This is a genomic window from Lonsdalea britannica, assembly GCF_946477055.1.
GTDB classification, from domain to species: domain Bacteria; phylum Pseudomonadota; class Gammaproteobacteria; order Enterobacterales; family Enterobacteriaceae; genus Lonsdalea; species Lonsdalea britannica_A.
In genome coordinates this window covers 1-3,492 of sequence record NZ_CAMKXG010000313.1, presented here as the reverse complement: position 1 = coordinate 3,492, position 3,492 = coordinate 1, and the positions used below count along the sequence as shown (strand labels likewise).

The 3,492-nt window shown below is 62.8% G+C and carries 3 protein-coding genes; all 3 read left to right on the top strand.

Annotated features, from left to right (window positions below; all coding sequences use genetic code 11):
* The coding region (locus Q7O77_RS15810; protein ID WP_369696231.1) for an oligopeptide/dipeptide ABC transporter ATP-binding protein at positions 1–239 on the top strand (239 nt) is incomplete at its 5' end.
* Positions 236–1,111, top strand: coding sequence for an ATP-binding cassette domain-containing protein (locus Q7O77_RS15805; protein WP_304169544.1), 876 nt, complete (start codon positions 236–238; stop codon positions 1,109–1,111). The genes Q7O77_RS15810 and Q7O77_RS15805, both read left to right, overlap by 4 nt.
* 104 nt (positions 1,112–1,215) lie before the next feature.
* On the top strand, positions 1,216–2,643 hold the full coding sequence (locus Q7O77_RS15800) for a M20 family metallopeptidase (protein WP_304169541.1): 1,428 nt from the start codon (positions 1,216–1,218) through the stop codon (positions 2,641–2,643).
* The last annotated feature ends 849 nt before the right edge of the window (positions 2,644–3,492 follow it).

Genomic DNA, 3,492 nt, shown 5'->3' with positions numbered 1-3,492 from the left:
CTTATACGCGTGGGCTGCTCGACTGCATTCCGGTGCAAGGGAAGACGATGCCGGGACAGCCGCTGCGCGCCATTCCCGGCGTGGTGCCGAGTCTGGTTGGTGCTCAGCAGGGCTGTGCCTTCTTTAATCGCTGTTCGCGCTGTACCGACGCCTGCCGCCGGGACATTCCCTATATCGATGTGACCGAAGGGCATGCGGTGCGCTGCGTTCAGGCCGAAAAATCCGTGGAGGCGATATGACGATGCAAGCAGGGGAAGGGCTGCGCGCGCCATCGCCGCCGCATATTCCCGGCAACGAGGATTTGGCGCTGGAGCTGTGCGTGCTGAGCCGGGTATTTCGCCTGAATCGCGGCATGTTCACCAAACCCGGAGAAATTCGCGCGGTGAACGACGTCTCGCTGCGCATCCGGCGGGGAGAAACGCTCGGGCTGGTCGGCGAATCGGGCTGTGGCAAAAGCACGCTGGCCAAGATGCTGCTGGGGTTGCTGCCGCCGAGCTCCGGCAACGTGTTAATCGAAGGGCGTGAAATCGACGCGACCAATCGGAAAGCGTTGGCTTCGCGTATCCAGCCGATCTTTCAAGACCCGTATTCGTCGCTGAATCCGCGCCGCACGGTGGCGGACATCGTGGAGGTGGCGCTGCGGCTGCACAACATCGGGACGCCGGACGAGCGCAGGACGCGGGTGAAAGAGATGCTGGATGTCGTGGGAATGCCTGCGCGGACACATCAACAATATCCCGGTCAGCTGTCCGGCGGTCAGCGCCAGCGCGTGGCGATTGCCCGCGCGCTGATCATGCGGCCGGCCATTCTGATCTGCGACGAGCCGACCTCCGCGCTGGACGTCTCGGTGCAGGCGCAGATCCTCAACCTGCTGCTGGCGTTAAAGCAGGAGTTCGGGCTGACCTACCTGTTCATCAGTCACAACCTGTCTGTCGTGGAACATCTGGTCGACCATGTGGCCGTGATGCAAAAAGGCACGATTGTGGAACAGGGAACGCGTGAACAGATCTTCCGTTCGCCGCAGCATCCCTATACCAAAACGCTGCTGGCGTCGGTGCTGACGCCGGAGCCGGGGTTGGGCATTCCGGATATCAGCCAGTTCGGCGAATAAGGCAAACGACACGACGCGCGACCGTCTGGGAGCCGGGCCGGAGCCTTGCTCTCCGGGCCGCTGCGTGCCGAATCACTATCATCGAAAGAGAGGACGGACAGATTATGACGCGTGAAGACACGATTCGAGCAGCGGAAGAGTACTTCGACAGCGGCGCATTCAGCGAGACGCTGGCGCGCCGGGTAGCCTATCGGACGGAGAGTCAGGACGAGGGAACCGGGGCGGTGTTGATGGCCTATCTGACGGAAGAGATGGTGCCGCGTTTACAGGCCATCGGCTTCGAATGCCGGATTGTCGACAATCCTATCGCGGGGAAAAGTCCCTTTCTGCTGGCGCGGCGGATGGAGACGGACGCGCCCTTGACGGTACTGACCTACGGTCACGGCGACGTGGTGCGAGGCTATGACGATCAGTGGCGCAGCGGGCTGTCGCCGTGGCGTCTGGTGCAGGACGGCAACCGCTGGTACGGCCGCGGCACGGCGGATAACAAGGGGCAGCACACCATTAATCTGGCGGCGTTGGAGCAGGTGTTGAAGGGCCGCGATGACCGGCTGGGCTACAACATCAAGCTGATTCTGGAGATGGGGGAAGAGGCCGGATCGCCGGGGCTGAACGACGTCTGCGCGCAATACCGCGACTGGCTGGCGGCCGATCTGTTTATCGCGTCGGACGGTCCGCGCATTTCCGCCGTTCGTCCTACGCTGTTTCTGGGATCGCGCGGCGTATTCAACTTCGAGCTGAAGCTGACGCCGCGCGAGGGGGGGCACCACTCCGGTAACTGGGGCGGACTGCTGAGTAATCCGGGCATCCGTCTGGCGCACGCCATCGCCTGTCTGGTCGATGCGCGCGGACGGATTCTGGTGCCGGGGCTGCGTCCTCCGGCGGTGTCGGACAGCCTGCGCCGGATTCTGGCGGATATCGAGCTGGGCGGCGGTCCGACCGATCCTGAGGTCGACCCGCAGTGGGGCGAGCCGGGACTGACTTCGGCGGAGAAAGTGTATGGCTGGAATACGCTGGATGTACTGGCGTATGTCACCGGCAACCCCGACAAACCGGCGCATGCGATCCCGCCGTCCGCTTCGGCGCATTGCCACATGCGCTACGTGGTGGGCAGTGATGTGGAGCACTTCGCGCATCACCTGCGGCAACATCTGGACGCCAACGGGTTCGCGGACGTCGAGATCGTCAACGCCGTGAGCTGCTATCAGGCCACGCGGCTCGATCCTAACGATCAGTGGGTGGCGTGGGGGGCGGCCTCGATCGCACAGACCTCCGGCAAAGCCCCCGCCATATTGCCTAACTTCGGCGGCGGACTGCCGAACGCCTGTTTCTCGGAAACGCTCGGTCTGCCGACGCTATGGGTGCCGCACTCGTATCCGGCCTGTTCGCAGCATGCGCCCAACGAGCACATTCTGGCGGACATGACGCTGGAAGCGCTCAGGATCATGACCGGGCTGTTTTGGGACTTGGCCGAGCAGGGCGCGGAGCGGCTGCGCTTACGTCAGCAGTCGGGGGCGCAGACGCCCGCCTGATCCCAACGTCGATTCATGACCCCGTGGGGCTATCGCGCCTGCTTTGGTAACGCCTGAGCGGGCGCGGTTCGTTGCGGGATAGAAAGAGGGTAGACTCTGAGAACCTTCTTGATGAACGGAGCGAGCGATGCATAACAACGAAATCCGTTACTTCATGGCCGTGGCGAGCACCGGTTCGCTAAGCGCGGCCAGCCAGCAGCTGTTCGTCGCGGTTTCCGCCATCAGCCGTCAGATCCAGCAGTTGGAACAGCGGTTGGGCGCGCCGCTGTTCGAACGCCATCCTCGCGGCATGGTGCTGAACGCGGCAGGCCAAATTCTGGAGCATCACGTGCGGCGCAGTATGGCGGACATGGAGCTGGCGGTCGCCGAAATTGAAGGGCTGAAATCGGTTCGGCAAACCACCATTCGGGTCGTGTGCACCGACGGGATCGCCTTTAATTTGATGCCGACATTGCTGGCGAAATTTCGTCTGACGCACGCCTCGGTGAATTTTGTGCTGACGGTGGGGTCCACGCGGCAGGTGCCGGATTTGGTGCGCAACGGCGAGTGCGATGTGGCGCTGAAGTTCAGCCTGTCGCTGGAGCACGGCGTCGAAATCGTCGCCTCGTATCCCGCGCCGGTGCTGGTGATCATGCAAGACACGCATCCGCTGGCGCACGTCGGCCTCAAACTGGCCGACCTGAACGGCTATCCGGTCGCGCTGCCGGATCAAGCGGCCACCATTCGCCAGCTGTTCGATCTCTCCTGTCGCATGAACGGCGTCTTTATCGACCCGATACTGACCTGCAATCACTTCTCCACCCTCTATGACCTGTCTCTTATACACATCTCCGAGCCCACGAGACTAAG

Coding starts and splice junctions, on each gene's coding strand:
- Q7O77_RS15805 (WP_304169544.1), top strand. CDS start 236: ATGACGATGCAAGCAGGGGAAGGGCTGCGCGCGCCATCGCCGCCGCAT.
- Q7O77_RS15800 (WP_304169541.1), top strand. CDS start 1,216: ATGACGCGTGAAGACACGATTCGAGCAGCGGAAGAGTACTTCGACAGC.